A 22211-nucleotide genomic window follows, 5' to 3' on the forward strand; every position below is an offset into this window, starting at 1 on the left:
CGCGGCATTCAGGCCGAAGGTGAGGATGGCGGGGGCCGCGAGGCCCGAGGCAAGGATATGGCGTCGTGTCAGGGCCATGGCGTCTCTCTCCCGCAGCGCGCGATAGCTGCACCTTTGATTGTGCAGTGCAAATTTATACCGGGCGCGCTGTCTGGTATATAGAAAATGCTTTCTTGTATATTTTGTCAACCGTCTTGCATAATAGCGGCGATTATAAAATTCTCCGCCCCTGGGAGGGGACGCATATGAGCCAGGCCCAGCGTCTGAAGCAGGCGATCGAGGACGAGATCGTCGATGGCCGCCTCGCCATCGGATCGCGCCTCGACGAGGTGCAGCTCGCCGCGCGATTCGGGGTGTCGCGCACGCCGATTCGCGAAGCGCTGATTCAGCTCGCGATGACCGGCCTCGTCGAGGCGAAGCCGCGCAAGGGTGCGATCGTGAGCGCGCCGGAGCCGCAGCATCTCCTGGCGATGTTCGAGACGATGGCGGAGATCGAGGCCTCCTGCGGGCGTCTCGCCGCGCGCCGGCTGGTCCCGGAGGACGAGGCCGCCCTGAAGGAGGCGCTCGCCGCCTGCGCGGCGGCGGAGGCCGGCGACACCGAGGCCTATTACCAGGAGAACTACGTGTTTCACACCGTGGTGTACCGGGCCTGCCGCAACGCCTTCCTGTGCGAGCAGGCGCGCCAGCTCCACCGCCGCCTCGCCCCGTTCCGGCGCCTGCAGCTGCGCGCCCGCCAGCGCCTCACTCAGTCGCTCGCCGAGCATGCCGCCATCGTCGAGGCGATCGTCGCCGGCGACGAGACCCGCGCCTCCGACGTCCTGCGGGCCCACGTGCTGGTGCAGGGAGACCGCTTCTCCGATCTCGTGGCGAACATGCGCTCGATCAACGCGGCGGCGTGAGGGGCGCCGTCCCGACGGCCTGGCACCCTCCGACCACCTCATCCTGAGGTGCCGGAGCGAGGCCCGCTTCGCGGGCTTCCCGGGACGAGGTCGTCCGATCGACGATCGCAGCCTACCCCTCCGCCTCGCCGTAATTTGCCGCGATGACCTGCTTCTTGCCGCGGATATGCTCGCGCATCAGCAGCGCGAGGGCGCTGCCGTCGCGGGCGCGCAGGAGCCGGACCATGTCCTCGTGCTCGGAGACCGCCCGCTCCCACTGCTCGGCGGTCTGGTGGGCGCGGTAGCGGGAGCGCTGGATGCGGCCCGATAGGCTCGTGTAGATGCCCGACAGGGTGGCGTTGCGGCTCGCCGCCATGATGGCCTCGTGGATGGTGCGGTTGAGGCGGAAATACTCGGCCTCGTTCGCCTCCTTCCAGGCCGCGACCATCCGATCGTGGTCCTCCTCGATCGCGTCGATGTCCTCCTCGGTGATGGTGCGGCAGGCAAGGTCGGCCGCCGTCGCCTCGAGGCCCGCGATCACCTCCATCATCTCCTCGATCTCGCCCTGGGAGATCGAGGCCACCCGCGCCCCGCGGTTCGGCAGGAGCTCGAGAAGGCCCTCCGTCGCCAGGATCTTGATGGCTTCCCGCAGGGGCGTGCGCGAGATGCCGAAGCGCTCGGTGAGCTCGCCCTCGTTGATGCGGGTGCGGGGTTCCATCTCGCCGGACTGGATCAGCTCGCGCATCCGGTCCGCCACCTCGTCGTGAAGGTATCGCCGGCTGATGCCGAGGCCCGGATCGATTTTGTTCATGTCTCAACTATTTTTAGACGTCTTCGCCCGAACTCCAAGCTACGTTTAGGCTCCCGGCAAATCAGTGTCGAGAGATCAGGGCGCGATCGAGCACGCGGGCCACATGTTCCGCGTGGATTCCGAGCCCGTCCAGGATCTGGTGGCGGCAGCTCGTGCCGTCGGCCACCACGAGGTCGCCGGGGCCGGCCTCGCGCAGAGCCGGGAACAGGGACAGCTCCGCCATGGCGAGCGAGACGTCGATCGTGTCGGCGCCGTAGCCGAAGGCGCCGGCCATGCCGCAGCAGCTCGACTCGATCACCCGCAGGTCGAGGCCCGGAACGTGGCGCAGCACGGTCTCGACGGCGCCCATCACCCCGAACGACTTCTGGTGGCAATGCCCGTGCAGATGCGCGACCCGGCCGCCCTGGTCGGCCATCGGCAGCGCGATGCGCCCCGCCGCGAGATCGGCGGCGATGAGCTCCTCGAAGAGCAGGCTGCTCCTGGCGAGCATCGCCGTATCCTCGCCCGGCAGCAGGGCGGCGAACTCGTCCCGGAAGGTGAGGAGGCAGGAGGGTTCGAGCCCGACCACGCGGGCGCCCGCGCGGATGTAGGGGAGGAGGGTCTCCAGCGTGCGGCGCGCCTCGGCGCGGGCCCGCTCGGTCTGGCCGGAGGCGAGATAGGTGCGCCCGCAGCAGAGCGGCCGGCGGCCGCTCAGCGGGTAGACCCGGTGCAGCCGGTAGCCGGCCGCGACGAGCACCCGCTCGGCCGCCTCCAGGTTCTCCCGCTCGAAGGCGCGGTTGAAGGTGTCGCCGAACAGGATGACGTCGCGGAAGTCGCCCGTGACGTCCCCCGGATGCGCGGCCTCGCCGGTCTCGGCCCAGGGCCGGCGCCAGCGCGGCAGGGTGCGCCGGGCGGACAGCCCCGCGATCCGCTCGGAGAGCCGGGCGAGCGGGCGATAGCGGTCGCGCAGGTTGAGGAGCGGCGCGAGCCTCGCCGCGAGGCCGGCGTAGCGGGGCATCTCCGCCACCAGCCGCTCCTTCAGCGGCAGGCCGTGCTTGCCATGGTAATGGTGCAGGAACTCGATCTTCATCTTGGCCATGTCGACGCCGGTCGGGCATTCCCGGCGGCAGGCCTTGCAGGAGACGCAGAGATCGAGCGTCCGCTTCATCTCGGGGCTGGTGAACGCCTCCGGACCGAGCTGGCCCGAGATGGCGAGGCGCAGGGAGTTCGCCCGGCCGCGGGTGAGGTGCTGCTCGTCCCGCGTCGCCCGGTAGGAGGGGCACATGGCGCCACCCGCGAGCTTGCGGCAGGTGCCGTTGTTGTTGCACATCTCGACCGCGCCGCCGAAGCCGCCCCATTCCGACCAGTCGAGGGCGGTCGCCATGGGCTGGCTGACGGCGTAGCCCGGCGAAAAGCGCATCAGGGCGCGGTCGTCCATCCTCAGCGGCCGAACGATCTTGCCGGGGTTGAGGCGGTTCTGCGGGTCGAAGGAATCCTTCACCGCCTCGAAGGCGCGGGTGAGGCGGGCGCCGAACAGGGGCTCGACGTATTCCGAGCGCGAGATGCCGTCGCCGTGCTCGCCGGAATACGAGCCCTTGTAGCGGCGCACGAGCTCCGAGGTCTCCTCGGCGATGGCGCGCATCTTCGCGACGCCGTCCGCCTCCTTCAGGTTGAGGATCGGGCGCACGTGCAGGCAGCCGACGGAGGCGTGAGCGTACCACGTGCCCCGCGTGCCGTGCTTCGTGAACACCTCGGTGACGGCATCGGTGTAGTCGGCGAGATGCTCGAGCGGCACCGCGCAATCCTCGATGAAGGAGACGGGCTTGGCGTCGCCCTTCATCGACATCATGATGTTGAGGCAGGCCTCGCGCACCTCCCAGACCGGCTTCTGGCGGGCGGGCTCGGGCACCTCGACCACGGCGTTCGCGAAGCCGTGGTCGCCCATGCAGGCGTCGAGGCGCTTCAAGTCGCGCATCAGCGCGTCGCGATCGTCGCCCGCGAACTCGGCGAGAAGCAGGCAGTTCGGGCGGCCCCTGGTGATGTCGGCGAGCGTCGTGCGGAAGAGCGGGATGTCGGCGCCGAGCACCAGCACGTTGTTGTCGACGAGCTCGACCGCGACGGGGTTGAGATCGACGATCGCTTTCGTGGTCTCCATCGCCGCGCGGAAGGAGGGGAAGTGGCACACCCCCATCACGCGGTGCGTCGGCAGCCGCGAGAGCTTCAGGGTGACCGAGGTCGTCGCCGCGAGCGTCCCCTCCGAGCCGACGAGGAGGTGGGCGAGGTTCGGCCGCGCCTCGATCAGCGCATCGAGGTTGTAGCCGCCGACCCGCCGCTGCACCCGCGGGTACATGCGCAGGATCTCGGCGCGCTCGGATTCGGCGAGCGCCAGCATGCGCCGGGCGAGGGCGTCGGCGCGGGCGCTGCCCGTGGCGCCGCTCGCCGCGTTGCCGGTGAGCCCGAAGCCGAAGGGCTCGCCGTCGTGGAACAGGGCCTCCATCCCGAGCACGTTGTCGCTCATCTTGCCGAAGCGGAGCGAGCGGGCGCCGCAGGAATTGTTGCCGGCCATGCCGCCGATGGTGCAGCGGGTCGCGGTCGAGGGTTCGACGGGGAAGAACCAGCCGTCCGCCTTGACGCGCGTGTTCAGGCGCTCCAGCACCGTGCCGGGCTCGACCGTGACCGTGCCGCCTTCTGGATCGTAGGCGAGCATGCCGTTGAAGTGGCGCGAGCAATCGACCACGAGGCCGTGCCCGATCGGCTGCCCGTTCTGCGAGGTGCCGCCGCCCCGCAGGATCACCGGCACGTCGTGCTCGGCGGCGATCGTCAGCGTCGCCGCGATGTCGGCGGCGTTCCGGGGGAAGACGACGCCCGCCGGCGTGATCTGGTAGATCGAGGCGTCGGTGGCGTAGCGCCCGCGCGTGAAGGCGTCGAAGCGCACCTCGCCCTGCAGGGCCTCGGCCAGGCGCCGGGCCAGCCCCGAATCCTGCCGGGCCGCCGCCCTCCGGCTCGTCGCCGGCTCCACGCTCGCTGACATGGCGTCTCGTTCTCCCATCGACGTGATGCCTTCTTGCCATGAAATGTTTTTGTATTCAAAATTCATTCGTGCGGCGAGCGCTGCCTCCGGGCGGGACGCCTATAGATTCCCGGTGGAGCGGCCGAGATCCCGCCCCGATGACCCCGCCGCGAGACGAGATGGAACCGTGACGATCGATCTTTTCAGCGACACCCAGACGCGACCGACCGCCGGCATGCGCGAGGCGATGGCCCGCGCGGTGGTGGGCGACGAGCAGTCCGATTCCGACCCGACCACGCGCGCGCTCTGCGACCGCGTCGCCGCGCTGCTCGGCCAGGAGGACGGCGTGTTCATGCCCTCGGGCACGATGTGCAACCTGGTCTCGATCCTGGTGCAGACGCAGGCCGGCGACGAGATCATCGTTGACGACCAGTCCCACATCTACAACACGGAGGCTGCGGGCTCGGCGGCGATCGGGGGCGTCTCGGTGGCGCCGCTGCGGACGCCCGCCGGCATCTACAGCCCCGAGCAGTTCGAGGCCGCGATCCGCCCGCCCGCGCGGACCGCCCCGCGCTCGGCCCTGGTCTCGGTCGAGCAGACCACGAGCTTCAGCGGCGGCTCGGTCTGGGACCTCGCCGACATGCGCCGCATCCGCGATATCGCGCATGCGCGGGGCCTCAAGGCGCATATCGACGGCGCGCGCCTCCTCAACGCCGTCGTGGCCACCGGCATCCCGGCGGCCGAGTACGCGCAAGGGTTCGACAGCGTCTGGCTCGACCTCAGCAAGGGGCTCGGCTGCCCCGTGGGGGCGGTCCTGTGCGGCATGAAGGACTTCGTGACCGAGGCCTGGCGCTGGAAGTACCGGCTCGGCGGCGCGATGCGCCAATCCGGCGTGATCGCGGCGGCCGGGCTCTACGCGCTCGACCACCATATCGACCAGCTCGCCACCGACAACGCGAACCTGCGCCTCCTGCACACGGCGATCCGCGACCTGCCGGGCCTGGGCTTCCACCCCAATGCGGGGCAGTCGAACATCCTGTGCTTCTCGGTCGAGGGCCTCGGGATCCCGGCGGCGGCGTTCGCCGCGGCCTGCCTCGCCGAGGACGTGCGGGTGCGGGCGATCGGCGCCCACCAGATCCGCGCCACCACGCATCTCGACGTCGACCGGGCCGGCGTCGTCCGCGCCGCCGAGGTGATCCGCGCGGTGGCAGAGCGCTGCGCGGCGCGGCGCTGAGGCGGTTTGCGCGGCGCTGCCGCCGCGGCCTATCGTCGGGCACCGCCGTCGGGGAGGGATCATGCAGGCCTACCGCGCCCTGGAGCAGCGTTTCGCGCGCCTCGCCGCCCTGCAGGATGCCGCCGGCATCCTCGGCTGGGACGCCCAGACCCTGATGCCGGACGGGGCCGCGGAGGGCCGCGCCGAGCAGATCGCGGCGCTGAAGGGCCTCGCCCACGACCTCCTGACCGCGCCCGAGACCGCCGACGCCCTCGCTGCGGCGCAGGAGCCGGCGGCGCAGGAGGCGCTCGGGCCCTGGGAGCGGGCGAACCTGCGCGAGATGGCGCGCGCCCATCTCCACGCCACCGCCGTGCCGCGCGATCTCGTGGAGGCGAGCTCGCGTGCGGTCTCGCGGGCCGAGATGACCTGGCGGGAGGCCCGTCGCCGCGCGGACTTCGCGCTGCTCGCGCCGGACCTCGCCGCGGTGCTGCGGCTGCAGCGGGAGATCGGGCAGGCCAAGGGGGCGGCGCTCGGCCTCGCGCCCTACGACGCGCTCCTCGACGGCTTCGATCCCGGCCTGCGCCGGGACCGGATCGACCCGCTCTTCGCCGATCTGCGCGGCTGGCTCCCCGATCTCGTCGAGCGCGCCCGCGCCCGCCAGTCCGCCGAGCCCGCGCCGCTCCCCCTCGACGGCCCCTTCCCGGTCGCGCTGCAGCAGGAGGTCGGCCTCGCCGTGATGACGGCGGCGGGCTTCGACTTCGCGCGCGGGCGCCTCGACATCAGCCTGCACCCGTTCTGCGGGGGCGCCACCGACGACGTGCGCGTCACCACGCGCTACGACGAAGCCGACGTCACCCGCGCCCTGATGGGCGTGCTGCACGAGACCGGCCACGCCCTCTACGAGCAGGGCCGGCCGGCGCCGTGGCGCCACCAGCCGGTCGGCGCCGCCCGCGGCATGAGCCTGCACGAGAGCCAGTCGCTCATCGTCGAGATGCAGGCCTGCCGCACCCGCGAGTTCGCGGGCTTCCTCGCGCCTCTCCTGGCCCGGGCCTTCGGGCGCGACGGCGCCGCCTGGAGCGGGGAGAACCTCCACCGTCTCGTCACGCGGGTCGAGCCCGGCTTCATCCGGGTGGACGCGGACGAGGCCACCTATCCGGCCCACATCCTGCTGCGCTACGGCCTCGAGACGGCGATGATCGCGGGCGACCTCGCGGTGGCCGACCTGCCCGGCGCCTTCGACGACGGCCTGCGCGACCTCCTCGGCCTCGACGTGCCGGACGACCGGGTCGGCTGCCTGCAGGACATCCACTGGCCGGGCGGCGCCTGGGGCTACTTCCCGACCTACACGCTCGGCGCCATGGCGGCCGCGCAGCTCTTCCGGGCGGCCCGCGCCGCCGAACCTGGCCTGCTCGCCGCCCTTACGCGGGGCGACTTCACCCCGCTGCGCGACTGGCTGCGGAAGCATGTCCATGCCTTGGGCAGCTTTCTGGAGACGGACGAGCTTCTCGCGGCCGCGACCGGCACCCCCCTCGGCACCGAGGCCTTCCGGGCCCATCTCGAGGCGCGCTACGTCGACGCTCCCTGAGATTTCGCGCCGCGATCCTCCCGCGCACGAACCAGCCGGGCGATCTCGCGTTACGCCGGTGTTGCCAGGAGACGCCGATGTCCATGCCGAGACTGCTTGCCGCCGCCCTCATGCTCGGGGCGCTCGCCGCACCGGCCGCCGCTCAGGCCCCCGCCGAGACCGGGACCGGCGGCGGCCCGGCCTCGACCGTGACGGCGCCGAACACCTCCTCGGTCGGCCGCACCAAGCCGCCGGGCGCGGCCGCCGGGGCCGCGACGCCGGCCGATCGGGTCGAGCGCACGCCGCAGCAGAAGGAGGACGAGAAGATCCAGAAGGGCATCTGCATCGGCTGCGGCCCGAAATAGGCGCCGCTCGCGCTCAGGCGCGGGCGGCCGGCCGCCGGCCGCCGAGCGCGTGGTAGACCAGGACCGCCCCGAAGGTGGCGGTGCCGATGCCCCCGAGCGCGAAGGCGCCGAATTTCAGGGTGAGGTCGCCGGCGCCCATGACCACCGCGACGCCGACCGTGATCAGGTTACGGGCTTCCGAGAAATCGACCCGGTTCTCGACCCAGATCCGCCCCGCCGTCGCGGCGATCAGGCCGAACACGACGATCGACAGCCCGCCGATCACCGGCGTCGGGATCGTCAGGATCAGCGCCCCGAATTTCGGGCAGAGGCCGAACAGGATCGCGGTGAGCTCGGCCGCCGCGAAGACGAGGGTCGAGAAGATGCGCGTCATCGCCATCACGCCCATGTTCTCGGCATAGGTCGTCACCCCGGTGCCCCCCATCGCCCCCGACACCATGGTGGCGACCCCGTCGCCCAGGAAGGCGCGGGCGATCCAGGGATCGAGGTTTCGGCCCGTCATCGCGCCGATCGCCTTGATGTGCCCGAGGTTCTCGGCGACGAGCACCACGAAGACGGGCGCGATGAGCGAGATCGCCCCCGCCTCGAAGACCGGGGCGACGAAGTGCGGCAACCCGATCCAGGGCGCCGCCGCCACGCCCGCGAAGTCGACGGGCTTGGCGAGCCCCAGGCCGTTGGCCAGGGCCAGGTAGGCGAGCGTGGCCAGCCCCGCCCCGATCAGGATGGGCAGGCGCCGCGCGAGCCCCGGCGCGTAGACCGTCACGGCGGCGACGAGCGCCACCGTGAACAGGCCGAACCAGGTGTCCAGGGCCGAGCCCGACAGGATCCGGGTGGCGATCGGCGCGAGGTTGAGGCCGATCGCGGCGACGATCGCGCCGGTCACCACGGGTGGCATCAGCCGCTCGATCCAGGCATGGCCGGACAGGCCGATGACGAGGCCGACGAGCCCGTAGAGGGCGCCCGCCGCGACGATGCCGCCGAGCGCCACCGGGATGTTCGGGTTCGGCCCCGTGCCGGCATAGCCCGTCGCGGCGATCACCACGGCGACGAAGGCCGCCGAGGAGCCGAGATAGCTCGGCACACGCCCGCCCGTCGCCAGGAAGAAGATCAGCGTGCCGACGCCCGAGAAGAAGATCGCCACGTTCGGGTCGAATCCCATCAGGATCGGCAGCAGGGCGGCCGCGCCGAACATCGCCACCACGTGCTGGAACCCGAGCAGCACCGTCTGCCCGAGGGGCAGGCGCTCGTCCGGCAGTACGTCGCGGGCGCCGCTGTCCTTCGGGCGCCAGGTCGGGAAGTGGCTGCGTCGCTGGCTCATCGGAAAGCCGGATTGGCTGGAAGCCGTCCGCCATGCAAGCGGCGTGGCATCGTGCGGCGATCGTGCCCGCGTCCTGTGCCCCGGCAGCGCCGCGGGCGCGGCGTGCCGTCTCCCGCACGGGCCCGGCGGTTCACGGATCGCTGCCGGCGAAGACCTGACCGCCGCCGGATCGGGCGCACATCACCTCTCCCGTGCGGGAGAGGTCGAGTCCGCGTCAGCGGACCGGGTGAGGGGTGCGACCTTTCCGGAAAGACCTGATCCCTCACCCCAGCCCTCTCCCGCACGGGAGAGGGGGCCCGCGCGCGACCGAAGTGGTCCTGCGCCCTGCATCGATGTCTCATGTGAACCCGAGTCCGCAGGGGAGAGGGGAGCGGCGTCGGATCCGCCCGTCCCCGAGGCGCCTCACAGTTCCAGCACGTCCACGCCCTCGCCGAGCCGCGCGCGGGCGAGGTCGGCGACGTGGCGGTGGTGCGTGAACAGGATCGGCTGGATGGCGCCGCCCACCGCCGCCAGCGCCTCGAGCCCGTGGGCGGTGCGCGCGTCGTCGAAGGTGAGGAAGAGGTCGTCGCCGATGAAGGGGGCGGGCTCGGCGCGCGCTGCGTAATCCTCCAGGTAGGCGAGCCGGAGCGCGAGGTAGAGCTGGTCGCGCGTGCCCTCGCTCAGGCCCTCCACCTGGACGAGCCCGCCGCCGGCCCGCCGGCCGGCGAGGCGCGGCGCGTCGGCCTCGTCGTAATCCTGCACCAGCCCCGCAAAGGCGCTGCCGGTGAGCGCCGAGAACAGGGCGCCGGCCCGGGTCAGGAGCGGGTCCTGCTGCCCGGCCCGGTGGCGGCCGATGGCGGTGCCGAGGAGCAGGCCCGCGACCTTGAGCACGGCCCATTGCCGGGCGCTGGCCTGGATCTCGGCCTCGGCGGCCTTGCGCTGGGCGAGCGCCAGCTCGGCCCCGACGCCGCCCTCCAGCTCCGTGCGGCGGCGCTCGCCGCGGTCCCGGTCGGCGAAGGCGACCTTGCCGCGCTGGTCGAGATCCTCGTCGTCCATCGCGAGCTGGCTCAGCCGCGCCTCGATCTCGTCGGCCGAGACCGAGGCGAGCCCGGCCCGAAGCTCCGCCTCGCCGACGCCGTCGGCGGCCCGCGCCAGCTCCGCGCGCCGGGCGGCGAGCTCGGCCCGCAGGGCGCGGCGCGCCAGCAGGCGCCCTTCGAGCGCCGCCGGATCGGTGCCGGGTGGCGGGGCCGCATCCGGCGGCAGGCCGGCCAGATGGCCCGTCAGCGCCGAGCGCGCGGCCTCGGCCCCGCGGCACGCGGCCTCGTGCGCGAGCGCCGCCTGATCGCGGCGCCGCGCGAGATCCTGCCGGCGGGTCTCGCTGCGGCCGGCCTCCTGCAGGCGTCCGTGGAGGGCCTTCATGGCGGCGCTCGGCGGAAGCGGGCTCAGGTCGGGCGCGAGATCCGCGACGAGCCCGGCCGCCGCGGCGCGATACGTCTCCATGTCGCGCCGGATGCCGGTGATGCGGCGAAGATGGCTGTCGTGCTCGCGCAAGACCGTCGGGACCGTCCGCCAGGCGTCGAGCGCGCTCTCGGCCTCGTCGAGGCCCGCCTCCGGTCCCAGGCCGATGGCGGGGACGGCCTCGGCCCAGGCCTCGCGCCAGGCGTCCTGCCGCGCCGTCGCCCCGCCGAGGTCGGTCTCGATCCGGGCGATCTGCTCGGCGGTGGCGCGGGCCCGCGCCTGCGCCTCGCGCGTCGATTCCCAGGTGGCGGCGAGCGTCGCGACGCGGTCCTCGACGCGGGCCAGGATCAGCGCGACATCGAGCCCGTCGAGTTCGATCAGGCCCGCCGCGCGGCTGAGACCGAGGAGGGGGGGGCGGCAGGCCTCGATCCGCTCGACGATGCGGGCCTGCTCGATGCGCTGCGTCTCCAGGGCCTGATGGGCCTCCACCAGGGTCTCGACCTCGGTGAGCCACGCGGTCATCTCGGCGGGGGGCGCGGGCTCGATCTCGGCCGGCTCCCAGGCCCGGCGCCACGCCGCCCGGCCGGCGTCCAGGCGCTCCTCGATCTCGGCGAGGCTGGCCCGCGCGGCCTCGGCCTCCGCCTGCTCCGCCTCCAGGCGGGCGAGGTCCGCCGCCTGCTCGGCCACGCGGGCGGCATCCGCCACGAGGTCATCCGCGGCGCGGTCCGCGGCCGCCACGGCGCCCTCGAAGCGTGCCACCGCCTCCGGCCCGGCGGGTGCTCCCTCGCCGAGGACCGCCGCCCGCAAGGGCGAGAGGAGGTCGTCGCGCTCGGCCCGGAGCGCGGTGAGGTCGGCACGGGACGGGATCGGGCGGCCCGCCTCGCGGCGGCGCAGGCGCTCGCGCGTCTGCGCCACGGTCCGCGTCGCGGCCTCGCCGCGGTCGAGGGCGCGGTTGCGGTCGCGTTCCAGCGCCTCCATCTCGCGGCCGAAGCGGGCCACCGCCTCGTGGGAGGGGCGGCGCAGGCCGGCGAACCGCGCGAGGTCGGCCACCGGCGGCGAGAGGCGCGCCGCCTGCATCCGGATGAGCCCCGCCTCGCGCCGGATCGCCGCATCGAGCGCGTCGCGCCGGGCCGCGTCGTCGCGGACCGCCGAGAGGGTCTTCAGGTCGGCCCGCAGCGGCGCCGGGTCGAGCGGGGGCTCGTCGCCCGTCCGCGCCTGCACGACGCGGGCGTGCTCCGCGCGGCGCTGCGCCATCTCCCCGTTCATGCGGCCGAGCGCGGCGGCGAGATCCCGGCCTTCGCGGATCAGCCCCTCGATCCGGGTGCGGGCCGCATCCGTGGGTTGGCGAGCCCGCAGGGCGTCGGAATCGCCGAGCCCGATCCGCACCTTCAGCCGGTCGAGATCCTGCGCGAAGCCGTCCGCCTCGCCCTGCAGGCGCGGCAGGTCGATGCCGCCCTTGTCGAACCGGTCGATGCCGCGAAAGCCTTCCAGGATCTCCTCGGCCCGGGCGATCAGCCCGTCATCGGCCGGGATCTCGCCGAGATCGCGCCTGGCCTGGGTCAGGGCGGCCTCCGCCCGCGCCTGCGCCTCGGCGCCCTCGCGTAGCCCGGAGAGGCAGAGGCCGAGCCGGTCGGTCCAGGCTTCCGGCACCCCGGCGAGGTCGGGATCGGCCTCGGCCCGCTCCGCGAGGGCATCGATCTCCGCGATCAGCGGCGTCACCCGCTTGAGGCGCTGCAGCCGGGCCTGCTCGGCGGCGATCCGCGCCCGCTCGGCGCGGATCTCGTCGAGCGTCCGGGCCGCCGCCTCGATCTCGTCGTTGAGGTCGCGCCAATCGCCCGCCCGCAACTCGCTCTGGCGGATCGCCTTGCGGGCCTCGTCGTAGCGGTTCAGCGCCTGGTAGAAGCTGCGGTGCTGGGCGGCGCGCGGCATGAAGATGTTCGAGGCTTCCGCCTCCAGGCTCGCCTGCAGATGGGTGTAGCCGCGCAAGCCCGAGGCCGCCGCGAACAGGCTCGCGCCGACCTCGCCCTCGCTGTTCAGCATCTCGTGGCCGCCCGCCCGCAGGGACTGGGCGTCGAGGCCGAAGGCCCGGCAGAACACCTCGCGGGTGAGCCCACCGAGGAAGGGCGCGAGGGCGTCGTCCGGCAGGGGCGCGTCGCCCGCGTCGACGAGCGTGTTCCTGCTGCCCTTGCGGCGCCGGAAGACGAGGGACCGCCCGTCCGCCGCGGCGATCGCGGCGCCGACGCGCATCTGCGGCATGTCGTGCAGGAAAGCGTAGCGGGTGCGGGGCTCGATGCCGAACAGGAGGTCGGTGACGGCGGCGAGCGCCGAGCTCTTGCCCGCCTCGTTGGCGCCCAGCACCACGTGGAGCCGGGCCTCGGGCCGGAAGACGACGCGGCGATCCGTGAAGGGGCCGTAGCGCTCGAGGTCGAGGGAGAGGAGTCGCATCGGGCGCCGGCTCAGCAGGTCCGGCCGTGGAGCCGGCCGAGGATCACGGCCTCGGCCTCGGCGCAGAGCGCGTCGAGCTCGTCGGCGAGCTCGCCCTCCTCGCGCGCGAGCCCGCCGGGCATGCGGGCGCCGATCTCGGCGAGCGCGGCCCGGGCGCGGGCCCGGAACTCGGGATCGTGGTCGAGGGAGGCGAGCAGCGTCGCCGGGTCGATGGCGGGGGCGCCGAACGGGTCGGCCCGCTCCGGCAGCCGGGGCCGGCGGGTCTCGATCTTCAGGCGCTCCAGCCAGATGTCCTCGTGGACGCGCTGCGCCGCCGCCTGGATCTCGGCCGTCAGGCCCTCGCGGTCGGCGGCGAGCCGGTCGTGGGCCGGGCTCTCCCCGTGCAGGCGCACCCGCACCGCCAGGAGACGGCCCTGCGCCTCCGCGGCGAGGGCGCGGAAGGCCGCCTCGACCGCTTGCAGCGCCTCCCGCTCGTCCGCGGCGCCCGCGAGGTCGACCGCGAGCTGGTGGAAGCGGGCGTGGTCGACGATGAGCCGGCGCAGGGACCGGACCCGTCCATCCGCGACCTCGACCGCCACGGCGCCCTTCGCGCCGCATTCCCGGATCGAGCGGCCCTGGAGGTTTCCGGGGAAGACCACCCACGGGTCCCGGCAGAGCTCGGCATAGTCGTGGACGTGGCCGAGCGCCCAGTAATCGTAGCCGCGCCCCTGCAGGTCGGCGATCGAGCAGGGGGCGTAGGTCGCGTGCGCGGCGTGGCCGGTGCAGGAGGTGTGCAGCACCCCGATGTTGAACCAGCCCGGCACGGCCTCCGGGTAGGAGAGGGCGTAGTTCTCCTCGACCGCCCGGTTCGGGAAGCTGCGCCCGTGCAGCGCCACCCGCAGGTGCTCGAACCGGTGCGTGTCGGCCCGCGTCGTCGGGTAGGTCCGCACCGAGGCGGGCAGGGTGATCGCCTTGGTGATCACGCTCTCCGCATCGTGATTGCCCCGCACCAGGATCACCGGGATGCCGGCCCGGTCGAGCCGCGCGACCTGCCGGGCGAAGAACAGCCCGATCGTGTTGTCGGCCCAGTCGCCGTCGTAGACGTCGCCCGCGACGATCAGGAACGCGGCCCCGATCTCGATCGCCTGGCTGACAAGGTCCTCGAAGGCCCGCCGCCCGGCCGAGGCGAAGCGCCGGGCGATGTCGGCATCCTTGAGCGCGAGGCCCGCGAGCGGGGAGCCGAGATGCAGGTCGGCGGCGTGGATGAAGGTGAAATTGTTCATGAACTGTTCTGATCGGCGGAACGTGTTTCGCACGGATCGGGCGCGAGCGGAATGCCGTCGCGGCGGCTTGCACGGAACCCTCCACCGCAACCGCGATTCCTTGACTGGGCTTCCAGCCCAGCCTCGACAGACCCCGCCCGCGACGCTTAACCAGGGGGGGGATCCCACGTCCGGCACCCCCAGCGAGGCGCGAACTGGCCGCATGCCCGATCACCCGCACGTCCCGCCGCACGGTTTCCACGTCACCGGCGGCGCCCCGATCCGCGTCTCGGCCACCCAGCAGTCACGCTCGCGCAAGGTCGTCAGCTGGAACCTCCTGCGGCGCACCGGCGCCGCGGTGGCCGACATCGCCGCCCTGATCGAGCAGGAGCAGCCGGACCTGCTGCTGATGCAGGAAGCCACGCGCGACATCGCGGCCCTGCGCGCGCGCGTCGGCGGCGAGTATGCCTGGGCGCCCTTGCCGGGCCGGATCCACGGGCCCGCGATCTGGAGCCGACGCCCCTGGGCGAACCCGCCGACCGTCATCGCGCTGCCCTCGGGCGCTCTCTTCGACCGGGTCTGCCAGGTGCTGAACCTCGGCGATTTCGGGATCGCGAACGTCCATCTCTCCCACGGCCAGATGCTGAACCGGCGCCAGCTCCGCTGCCTTGAGCGCAACCTCCCGCCGCGCGCGGCCGTGCTCGGCGACTACAACATCGTCGGTCCGGCCCTGCTGCCCGGCTTTCGCGACGTCGGCCCCCGGCGCCCGACCCACAGCATGGTCGAGGTGTTGCCTCTTCGGCTCGATCGCTGCCTCGTGCGCGGCGTCCTGTGTCATGACCCGGCGGTGCTGCCGCGCGGGGCGTCGGACCACCGCCCCATCGTCGTCTACCTCACGCCCGCCACCGAGGAGGTGCGGCGCCCCGGGCGGACCGTCAAAGGTATGGTAGCAGCAGTCGGACGGCTGCGTCGCGCAGGCGGACGGCCGGTCCACGCGCCCTGAGATCGGCGCGGGTCAGGCGCGTCTCCATCTTGCCCTGCATGAAGCGGTCGAGCTCGCGGGCGAGGCCGGTGTCGTAGATCTCGACGTTCAGCTCGAAGTTCAGCCGGAAGCTGCGGGTGTCCCAGTTGGCGCTGCCGACGAAGCACCATTCCCCGTCGACCACGAGCGCCTTCGAGTGGTCGAAGGGCGGCTCATCGAGCCAGATGCGGACGCCGCTCTTCAGGAGCGTGTCGACATGCGCGCGCGTCGCCCAGTCGACGAAGCGATGGTCGCTCCGGCGCGGAATGATCACGTCGACGGTGACGCCGCGGATCGCGGCGAGGCAGAGGGCGTAGATGACGATCTCGCTCGGCAGGAAGTAGGGCGTGACAAGGCGAACGTTGCGGCGTGCGCAGGCCAGGGCCTCCAGAACGACGAACTCGATCTTCTCGACATCGGCGTCGGGCCCCGAGGTGACGACCCGGGCCGTGATGTCGCCGGCAGGCGCGAGCTGGGGGAACCAGCGCGCGCCATCGAGGTCCTCGCCCTTCACGAAGGTCCAGTCGCTGACGAAGGCCATCGTCAGCTGCTCGACGACGGGGCCGTCGAGGCGGAAATGCGTATCGCGGATCGGGCGCGGCGGTCCCAGCGCGACCCGATTCCCGTCCGAGATGTTGATGCCCCCCGTGAAGGCGACGCGGCCGTCGAGGATCAGGAGCTTCTTGTGGCTGCGCAGGTTCAGGAACGGCATCCGCCAGGGCAGGCCCGAATGCATGAACAGCCCGACCGGCACCCCGTCCCAGCGCAGCCGATCGTAAGCCGCCGGAAAGAAGTAGCCGCCGCCGATCCCGTCGATGAGCACGCGCACCTCGGCCCCGCGTGCCTGCGCGGCCGCGAGGGCGTGGCAGAAGGCGCCTCCGATCTTGTCGTCGCGGAAGATGTAGCTCGACAGCGCCACGCTGCGCTCGGCGGCCTCGATCGCCTCCAGCATCGCCGGATAGGCCTCGTCGCCGTTGCGGAACATCCGGATCGCGTTCCCCCCGAGCGCCGGGAGTTCGCTGATGCGCCGCACCGAGCCTTCGAGAGCCCGGAACGCCGGCGCGACGGAGGCTTCAGGGATGCGCGGCTCGCCCGGCTGAGGGGTCGGCCTCGGGCGCAGGCGGCGGGCGCGGCGGGAGACGCGGTTGATGCCGAACAGCAGGTACAGCCCGGTGCCGAAGATCGGCGACAGCCAGGCGAGCCCGATCCACCCGATGGCGACGCTGACCTCGCGCTTGCGCAGGAGGACGTGGACGGTGACGAACAGCGCGAGCGCGAGGCCGACGAGCGCCAGCACGTCCGCCCGCAGGGAGGCCGCGACATCCAGCCATCGATACACCGCGTGTTCCACTGCGCCCGCCCGGATCGGCCCCGGGGCTCATCCTTAGGGGAGGGGGCCCGGCCGGTGAACCGGGCGGAGGGCGGTTTTCCTGCCCGCAAAGGCGGCCGCTTCCTTACTCTTGCCGATATTGAAGGGCGGAATGGGGCCTTCCATCGCTCGGTGAGGAGCAGGCATGCCCGTGATCGGACTTTCCCTCGCGCTCCTGCCGGTACTGGCGGTGCTGGCGCTGCGCGGCCTCGCGAAGCTGATCATGCTGCCCTTCCAGGCACTTCGCCTCGTGTCGCGCGGGCGCTCGCCCCTCGGGATCGGCCTCGCGATCGGCCTGGTCGTGGCCGGCGGCGTGGCCTGGATGGAGCCGGGCAGAACGCCCGCGCGCCTCATCGCCATGGCGGTCCGCTGACGGAACAAACCCTGACGCTCCGTCGCCCTTCAGGCGGCGTTCTGCGCCCTTCAGGCGGGGTTTTTGAACAAACCCGTCCCGCGGCCCAGATTCTCAGCCGGCCCGCCGTGCCAGGTCGTTCGCCAGGACGAGCTCGGCCGGCCGGCCGGTCAGCTCGGCCATGTGGTCGAACCGGGCCGTGAAGCTGCCGACCCCGGAGGTGACCGAGCGCAACTCGACGATGAGGTCCGCCGCCTCCGCGGCCGGGATCAGCGCCTGCAGCAGGTCCCAGCCCGGCCAGCCGGGGCGCGCGTCGAAGCCCAGGATCTGGCCGCGCCGGCCCGTGACGAGGCCGGTCGCGCGGGCGGTCGCGGACGAGGGCGTGGCGACCTCGACGGCGAGGATCGGCTCGAGCAGGACGGGATCGGCCTTCGGCAGGGCGTCGTCGAGGGCGAGCCGCGCCGCGGTCTGGAAGGCCGCGTCCGAGGAATCGACGGCGTGCGAGGCCCCGTCCGTCAGCGTGACGCAGAGATCGACCAGCGGAAACCCGAGCGGGCCGCGCCGCAGGTAGGCGCGCGATCCGGCCTCGACCGACGGGATGTAGTTGCGCGGCACCGCGCCGCCGACCACCTCGTCCTCGAAGCGGAAGCCCTCGCCGCGGGGCAGCGGCCGGACCGTGATCTGCACGTCGGCGAACTGGCCGTGGCCGCCCGTCTGCTTCTTGTGGCGGCCGCGGCCCGGGGCGCTGCCCCGGATGGTCTCGCGGTAGCCGACCTTCGGCCGGCTCTTCTCGACGCCGACCCCGTAGCGGGCGGAGAGCCGCTCGAGGGCCGCCCGCAGGTGCATCTCGCCCTGGCCGAGCAGCCGGATCTCCTCGAGATCCGCGTCGTGCTCGACGCCGAGCCCCGGATCCTCCTCGGTGATCTTGGCGAGCGCGCTCGTCAGGCGCACGTCGTCCTTGCGGTCGCGCACCCGTATCGCGGTGGCGTAGACGGGCTCGGGGCGGGCCGGGGCCGGCATCTCGGGCGGTACCGCTCCGGCCGCGAAGACCTGTCCGGTGCCGATCCCGTCGAGGCGGGAGAAGCCGGCGACCATGCCCTCCTGCGCGGCGGCGATGCGGCTCGTCTGGGCGCGGTCGAGGGCGACGAGGCCGGCGATCCGGGTGGTCGCCCCGTCCGGGCCCGTCACCGTCTCGCCCTCCTGGAAGGCGCCGCGCAGGACGCGGGCGAGCGACAGCTTGCCGCTGAAGCCCGCGTGGCGCGTGGCGACCACCTGGGCAAGGGGCGGCCCCGCATCGGCGAGGCCGAGCCGGGCGCGGGTCTCGGGCAGGCCCGGCGCCTCGTGGCGCAGCGCCTTGAGCAGGCGCCCGATCCCGTTGCCGCGCAGGCCCGAGCCGATCAGCACCGAGACGGCCTGGCCGAGGCGCAACTCCCGGGCGAGGTCCGCGAAGACCCGGTCGCGCGAGGGCTCGGTCTCGGTGATCAGCTCCTCCATCAGCACGTCGTCGTGGTCGGCGAGGCGCTCCAGCAGGGTGAAGCGGTCCTCCTTCTCCTGCGGCAGCGCGCCCTCCGGCAGGTCGATCACCCGGCTCGGCGCGTGCGGCCGGTAGACGAAGGCGCGCTCCAGCGCGAGGTCGATGAAGCCCGTCGCCGCCCCGTCCTGCCAGATCGGGATCTGGCGCAGCAGCAGGGGCACCTGCGAGACCCCCTGCAGCAGGCCGAGCGTCTCGCGCAGGCCCTGCGTCGCCCCGTCGATCTTGTTCACGAACAGGAGGCGCGGCACGCCCCGCGCCTCCAGGCTGCGCAGCACCAGCTCGAGCGCCGGGAGCTTGCGCTCATCCGCCTCGCAGACCACGACGGCGGCGTCGCAGATCGCGAGCACCGGGTTCATCGCGTGGGCGAACTCGATCGCGCCGGGGCAGTCGACGATGGTGAAGTCCTCGCCGAGGTAGGAGAGCGTGGTGATGCCCGGCTCGGCGCTCAGGCCGCGCTCGCCCGCGCCGCTCTCGACCGGCCCGCCGTTGCGGCCAGCATGCTCGCCCGAGCCCGCGCGCTCCAGGAGCGCGTCGACGAGCACGCTCTTGCCGCTCTGGGCAGGGCCCACGAGGGCGATGCACCGAGGTTGCGCAGCCATTCCGACGCCTCCCGTGCTTCTCAGACCCGCATCATAGCGCCTCTCCGGCAGGCAGGAAGACCGCAATCTTGCAGAAAAGTGCAGAATGTAGGATCCGCGCCGCCGCGGGTTCGCTCCGGCGCAGGTCAGCTCTCCGGACGAGTTGGCGGATTCCCACACGGATATCGGTGCAGGGCTCGGCCGCTTCCCGCTCGAGCGCGGGTCCCCTCTCCCGTGCGGGAGAGGGACAGGGTGAGGGGTGCGACCTCTCCGGATGCGTCGCACCCCTCACCCGGTCCGCGTTCCGCGGACTCGACCTCTCCCGGACGGGAGAGGTGGGGGCGCCCGATCGGTCCGGGTGCGGGTCAGGTCCGCAGATTGCCGGTGCGCGGGTCCGGGCCCCGGGGTAGGATGCTCTCCGTCTCCGCACCGGAAGGGTTCACCCCATGCCGAACCGTGCCGACCAAACCCTCTTCCCGCCCGAGCCCGACACTTGCCGGGTGATGCGCGCCGGCCCCGCCTTCATCGGCAAGCAGGGACTCTCCTACACGCCTGCGATCTCGGCGGAATCCGTCGGCGCGCGGGGCCTGCACATGCAGCTCGTGACGATCCCCCCGAAGGCGCGCGCCCGGGCCCACAAGCACGAGGGCCACGAGACCGCCATCCACATCCTGAGCGGCCGCTCCGGCATGTGGTACGGCGCGCGGCTCGAGCACCATGCCGAGGCGGGGCCGGGGGATTTCGTCTACATCCCGGCGAACATGCCGCACCTGCCTTACAATGCGAGCCCGACGCAGCCCTGCATCGCCGTGATCGCCCGCACCGACCCGAACGAGCAGGAGAGCGTCGTGCTGCTGCCGGAACTGGACGGGCTGCATCCCGGCCTGCCGGAACAGGCCGCCCGGTGACGGCGGGGGGCTCTCAGAGCATGCTGCGAAAAAGTGGCAACGGTTTTTCGCTCAAAGCATGCTCCAACTGATCGAGGCGCGCCTCCACTGTCCGGCGAAAAAGTCCCGCCGGATCACGCCGCCTTCAGCCCCGCCCCCTCGGGCAGGCCCGCGACGCGGGGCCGGGCGCCGATGAAGAGCGCCATCAGGGCGGCGATCAGGCAGAGGATGCCGGCCGCGACGAAGGCGCCGAAATAATCGCCCGTGCCGGTGCGGATCGTGCCCGCGAGCCAGGCCGCGAAGGCGGCGCCGACCTGATGGCTCGCCGCGATCCAGCCGAACATCAGGGCGGCGTTCTCCTCGCCGAAGACGCGGCCCGCGAGGTTGACGGTCGGCGGCACGGTGGCGATCCAGTCGAGGCCGTAGAAGACGGCGAACAGCGACAATCCGTAGAAGCTGAGGTCGAAGGAATAGGGCAGGAAGATCAGGGACAGGCCGCGCAGGCCGTAATACCAGGCGAGCAGCCGGCGGCTGTCGAAGCGGTCGGTCAGCCAGCCGGACGCGGTGGTGCCGACGAGGTCGCACAGGCCCATCAGGGCGAGGAGCCCGGCCGCCGTCACCTCCGGGATGCCGTGGTCGATGCAGGCCGGGATCAGGTGGGTGCCGACGAGCCCGTTCGTCGAGGCGCCGCAGATGAAGAAGGTGCCGGAGAGAAGCCAGAAGTCGCGCGAGCGCAGGCCCGCGGCGAGGCCCGCGAGCGCGCGCCGGGCCGGGTTGATCCCGCCCGTCGGCGCGGGCGCGGGGGCGGCCTCGCCGTAGCGCGGCAGGCCGAGATCGGCCGGGCGGTCGCGCATCAGCAGGGCCACGAGCGGCACGAGCAGGAGGGCGGCGGCCGCGACGCTGAGCGAGACCGCGCGCCAGCCCTGGCCCACCGCGAGCTGCGCCAGGAGCGGCAGGAAGACGAGCTGGCCCGTGGCGCTGCTCGCCGTCAGCAGGCCGAGGACGAGGCCGCGATGGCGCCCGAACCAGCGCCCGGCCACCGTCGCCCCGAGCACGTTGGCGACCATGCCGGTCCCTGAGCCGACCACGAGCCCCCAGAGCACCACCATCTGCCAGGGCGCGCTCATCAGGGCGGTGGCGGCGGTGCCGGCGCTGAGCACCAGGAGCGCCGCGCAGACCGAGCGGCGCAGGCCGAAGCGCTCGATGACCGCCACCGCGAAGGGGCCGATCATCCCGTACAGGAAGATGTTGAGGGCGATGCCGACGCTGATCTGGGCCGCCGACCAGCCGAACTCGCGCTCCCAGGGCACGATCAGGATGCTCGGCGTCGCCCGGATCCCGGCCCCGACGAGGAGGATCACGAAGGTCACCCCGGCCACGACCCAGGCATAGTGCAGGCGGCCGGACGGGGCGGGGCGCGCCTCGGTCGCGATGCGGGGGGCTGTCTCGGAAAGCGGCATGGCGGTCCCGTTCTGCTGGCGCGGGCTGCGGGGCGTGGGAGGAGCGGCGCGAGGGGCGCCGCTCACGGCGGAGCGCGCGGTCCGGTCCGGGCCGCCGCGGCCTCGTCGAGCCCGGCTTCGTCAAGTCCGGCTTCGTCAAGTCCGGCTTCGTCAAGTCCGGCTTCGGCGAGGCCCGCCAGCGCCGCGATCGCGGCCGAGGCGGCGCCGTCCCGGGCGAGCCGCGCCTGCACGGCGCTCCAGCGCGGCACGGCCGCCGCGACCGCGGCGGCGCCGGCCTCGGTGATCGCCGCGACGCGCTCGCGCTGGTCACGCTCGCCGACCGCGAGGCGCACGAGGCCGCGGCGCTCCAGCGGGTCGAGGTTGCGGCCCATGGTCGAGCGGTCGAGGGCGGTCTCGGCTGCGAGCCGCGTCACCGGCACCGGGCCGACGCGCTGGAGCGTCCGCAGCAGGGCGAACTGCGTCACGCGCAGGCCCGCCGGGCGCAGGGCCTCGTCGTAAGATGCGGTCACGCTGCGGGCGGCGCGGCGCAGGGCCGTACAGAGGCAGGGAAGTGCGTCGGACATAGATGTGGGTATATACCCTTTTCTCTGCGGAACAAGGGCCCGGTCGCGCGGAATCGCCGCGTCGGGAAGCGTACGCCGGTGTCCTGTCGCCGGGAGCCGCCGGCGATCGCCATGGTCCAACCGGGAAGTTGAGCGTACCATCGCGCCGCGACAAGTCATCGTTTCGCGGTGGCAGGGTTGACAGGC

At 73.0% G+C, this 22211-nt stretch carries 16 protein-coding genes; 7 read left to right on the plus strand and 9 right to left on the minus strand.

The window, feature by feature from the left end; genetic code table 11:
- Positions 1–245: 245 nt before the first annotated feature.
- A complete protein-coding gene (locus WDW90_RS21430; RefSeq protein WP_336489492.1) occupies positions 246–899 on the plus strand; it encodes a GntR family transcriptional regulator in 654 nt (217 codons plus the stop codon).
- A gap of 112 nt (positions 900–1011) precedes the next feature.
- Here WDW90_RS21430 and WDW90_RS21435 read toward each other — a convergent pair whose 3' ends face one another.
- Positions 1012–1689, minus strand: a complete 678-nt coding sequence (locus WDW90_RS21435) for a GntR family transcriptional regulator (protein WP_336489493.1) — start codon at positions 1687–1689, stop codon at positions 1012–1014.
- 61 nt (positions 1690–1750) lie between these two features.
- The gene (locus WDW90_RS21440; RefSeq protein ID WP_336489494.1) at positions 1751–4699 is read right to left on the minus strand and encodes an FAD-binding and (Fe-S)-binding domain-containing protein; all 2949 of its coding nucleotides are present in this window, start codon (positions 4697–4699) and stop codon (positions 1751–1753) included.
- Positions 4700–4865: 166 nt separating this feature from the next.
- Between WDW90_RS21440 and WDW90_RS21445 the strand changes: the two genes are divergently transcribed.
- The 3 genes from WDW90_RS21445 (at position 4866) to WDW90_RS21455 (ending at position 7820) form a co-directional block, all read left to right on the plus strand.
- Complete coding sequence (locus tag WDW90_RS21445; protein WP_336489495.1) at positions 4866–5912, plus strand: threonine aldolase family protein; 1047 nt, start codon at positions 4866–4868, stop codon at positions 5910–5912.
- 61 nt (positions 5913–5973) lie between these two features.
- Positions 5974–7476, plus strand: a complete 1503-nt coding sequence (locus tag WDW90_RS21450) for a carboxypeptidase M32 (protein ID WP_336489496.1) — start codon at positions 5974–5976, stop codon at positions 7474–7476.
- A 77-nt stretch (positions 7477–7553) separates the two neighbouring features.
- On the plus strand, positions 7554–7820 hold the full coding sequence (locus WDW90_RS21455) for a hypothetical protein (protein ID WP_336489497.1): 267 nt from the start codon (positions 7554–7556) through the stop codon (positions 7818–7820).
- 13 nt (positions 7821–7833) lie between these two features.
- Here the strand turns inward: WDW90_RS21455 and WDW90_RS21460 are convergent, their stop codons facing one another.
- The 3 genes from WDW90_RS21460 to WDW90_RS21470 all read right to left on the minus strand — a co-directional run bounded on the left by WDW90_RS21460 (position 7834) and on the right by WDW90_RS21470 (position 14282).
- Entirely contained in the window at positions 7834–9138 is a 1305-nt protein-coding gene (locus tag WDW90_RS21460; protein WP_336489498.1) for a solute carrier family 23 protein, read from the minus strand.
- A 402-nt stretch (positions 9139–9540) separates the two neighbouring features.
- Positions 9541–13020 carry an ATP-binding protein gene (locus WDW90_RS21465; protein WP_336489499.1) on the minus strand — a complete coding sequence of 1160 codons (3480 nt, stop codon included), beginning with the start codon at positions 13018–13020 and terminating at the stop codon, positions 9541–9543.
- An 11-nt stretch (positions 13021–13031) separates the two neighbouring features.
- The gene (locus WDW90_RS21470) at positions 13032–14282 is read right to left on the minus strand and encodes a metallophosphoesterase family protein (RefSeq protein WP_336489500.1); all 1251 of its coding nucleotides are present in this window, start codon (positions 14280–14282) and stop codon (positions 13032–13034) included.
- A gap of 202 nt (positions 14283–14484) precedes the next feature.
- Between WDW90_RS21470 and WDW90_RS21475 the strand changes: the two genes are divergently transcribed.
- Positions 14485–15264 carry an endonuclease/exonuclease/phosphatase family protein gene (locus WDW90_RS21475; protein WP_336489501.1) on the plus strand — a complete coding sequence of 260 codons (780 nt, stop codon included), beginning with the start codon at positions 14485–14487 and terminating at the stop codon, positions 15262–15264.
- Here WDW90_RS21475 and WDW90_RS21480 read toward each other — a convergent pair.
- Positions 15197–16633, minus strand: a complete 1437-nt coding sequence (locus tag WDW90_RS21480) for a phospholipase D-like domain-containing protein (protein ID WP_336489502.1) — start codon at positions 16631–16633, stop codon at positions 15197–15199. The genes WDW90_RS21475 and WDW90_RS21480 overlap by 68 nt on opposite strands.
- A 163-nt stretch (positions 16634–16796) precedes the next feature.
- Here WDW90_RS21480 and WDW90_RS21485 point away from each other — a divergent pair, with 163 nt between their 5' ends.
- Positions 16797–17024 carry a hypothetical protein gene (locus WDW90_RS21485; protein WP_336489503.1) on the plus strand — a complete coding sequence of 76 codons (228 nt, stop codon included), beginning with the start codon at positions 16797–16799 and terminating at the stop codon, positions 17022–17024.
- A gap of 93 nt (positions 17025–17117) precedes the next feature.
- Here WDW90_RS21485 and WDW90_RS21490 read toward each other — a convergent pair whose 3' ends face one another.
- On the minus strand, positions 17118–19136 hold the full coding sequence (locus WDW90_RS21490; protein ID WP_336489504.1) for an elongation factor G: 2019 nt from the start codon (positions 19134–19136) through the stop codon (positions 17118–17120).
- 425 nt (positions 19137–19561) lie between these two features.
- Between WDW90_RS21490 and WDW90_RS21495 the strand changes: the two genes are divergently transcribed.
- On the plus strand, positions 19562–20023 hold the full coding sequence (locus tag WDW90_RS21495; protein WP_336489505.1) for a cupin domain-containing protein: 462 nt from the start codon (positions 19562–19564) through the stop codon (positions 20021–20023).
- Positions 20024–20136: 113 nt separating this feature from the next.
- Here the strand turns inward: WDW90_RS21495 and WDW90_RS21500 are convergent, their stop codons facing one another.
- On the minus strand, positions 20137–21462 hold the full coding sequence (locus tag WDW90_RS21500; protein WP_336489506.1) for an MFS transporter: 1326 nt from the start codon (positions 21460–21462) through the stop codon (positions 20137–20139).
- A gap of 62 nt (positions 21463–21524) precedes the next feature.
- The gene (locus WDW90_RS21505) at positions 21525–22025 is read right to left on the minus strand and encodes a MarR family winged helix-turn-helix transcriptional regulator (protein WP_336489507.1); all 501 of its coding nucleotides are present in this window, start codon (positions 22023–22025) and stop codon (positions 21525–21527) included.
- Between the last annotated feature and the right edge of the window lie 186 nt (positions 22026–22211).

It is taken from the genome of Methylobacterium nigriterrae (assembly GCF_037106235.1).
In the GTDB taxonomy this organism is placed as follows: domain Bacteria; phylum Pseudomonadota; class Alphaproteobacteria; order Rhizobiales; family Beijerinckiaceae; genus Methylobacterium; species Methylobacterium nigriterrae.

Excerpts from the sequence above, each read along its gene's own strand:
- WDW90_RS21455 (WP_336489497.1), top strand. The coding sequence starts at position 7,554 with ATGTCCATGCCGAGACTGCTTGCCGCCGCCCTCATGCTCGGGGCGCTC.
- WDW90_RS21495 (WP_336489505.1), top strand. The coding sequence starts at position 19,562 with ATGCCGAACCGTGCCGACCAAACCCTCTTCCCGCCCGAGCCCGACACT.
- WDW90_RS21485 (WP_336489503.1), top strand. The coding sequence starts at position 16,797 with ATGCCCGTGATCGGACTTTCCCTCGCGCTCCTGCCGGTACTGGCGGTG.
- WDW90_RS21435 (WP_336489493.1), bottom strand. The coding sequence starts at position 1,689 with ATGAACAAAATCGATCCGGGCCTCGGCATCAGCCGGCGATACCTTCAC.
- WDW90_RS21450 (WP_336489496.1), top strand. The coding sequence starts at position 5,974 with ATGCAGGCCTACCGCGCCCTGGAGCAGCGTTTCGCGCGCCTCGCCGCC.
- WDW90_RS21470 (WP_336489500.1), bottom strand. The coding sequence starts at position 14,282 with ATGAACAATTTCACCTTCATCCACGCCGCCGACCTGCATCTCGGCTCC.
- WDW90_RS21490 (WP_336489504.1), bottom strand. The coding sequence starts at position 19,136 with ATGGCTGCGCAACCTCGGTGCATCGCCCTCGTGGGCCCTGCCCAGAGC.
- WDW90_RS21430 (WP_336489492.1), top strand. The coding sequence starts at position 246 with ATGAGCCAGGCCCAGCGTCTGAAGCAGGCGATCGAGGACGAGATCGTC.
- WDW90_RS21440 (WP_336489494.1), bottom strand. The coding sequence starts at position 4,699 with ATGTCAGCGAGCGTGGAGCCGGCGACGAGCCGGAGGGCGGCGGCCCGG.
- WDW90_RS21460 (WP_336489498.1), bottom strand. The coding sequence starts at position 9,138 with ATGAGCCAGCGACGCAGCCACTTCCCGACCTGGCGCCCGAAGGACAGC.
- WDW90_RS21505 (WP_336489507.1), bottom strand. The coding sequence starts at position 22,025 with ATGTCCGACGCACTTCCCTGCCTCTGTACGGCCCTGCGCCGCGCCGCC.
- WDW90_RS21475 (WP_336489501.1), top strand. The coding sequence starts at position 14,485 with ATGCCCGATCACCCGCACGTCCCGCCGCACGGTTTCCACGTCACCGGC.
- WDW90_RS21500 (WP_336489506.1), bottom strand. The coding sequence starts at position 21,462 with ATGCCGCTTTCCGAGACAGCCCCCCGCATCGCGACCGAGGCGCGCCCC.
- WDW90_RS21465 (WP_336489499.1), bottom strand. The coding sequence starts at position 13,020 with ATGCGACTCCTCTCCCTCGACCTCGAGCGCTACGGCCCCTTCACGGAT.